Annotated in this window: 1 pseudogene; it reads left to right on the top strand. The window is 62.8% G+C overall.

The window, feature by feature from the left end:
• Nucleotides 1-258: pseudogene (locus tag R0J88_RS21405) on the top strand (TonB-dependent receptor); the annotation flags it as partial.

The following is a 258-nucleotide window of genomic DNA, read 5'->3' as shown; positions in this document are numbered from 1 at the left end:
GCCACTGCGTTTGTTGGCTGGAAGGGCGATGGCCGCAGTGCGCGGCTGCAAGCCAACCATGCGTTCAGCCTGAAGGACGATGCCGACCACGAGATCGACGGTTACACCACCTTCGATTTGCTGGGCAGCCAGGACACCGGCTTCGGCACCTTCAGTGCCGGCATCCAGAACCTGCTGGACAAGCAGTACAGCACGGTCTGGGGCCAACGCGCGACGCTGTTCTATTCGCCGACCTACGGCCCGGCGTACCTGTATGAC

The organism is Pseudoalteromonas sp. SIMBA_162, from assembly GCF_046535955.1.
Classification (GTDB): domain Bacteria; phylum Pseudomonadota; class Gammaproteobacteria; order Enterobacterales; family Alteromonadaceae; genus Pseudoalteromonas; species Pseudoalteromonas marina.
Note: the sequence above shows the minus strand (reverse complement) of the source record. Positions and strands in the feature narration are given on the sequence as shown.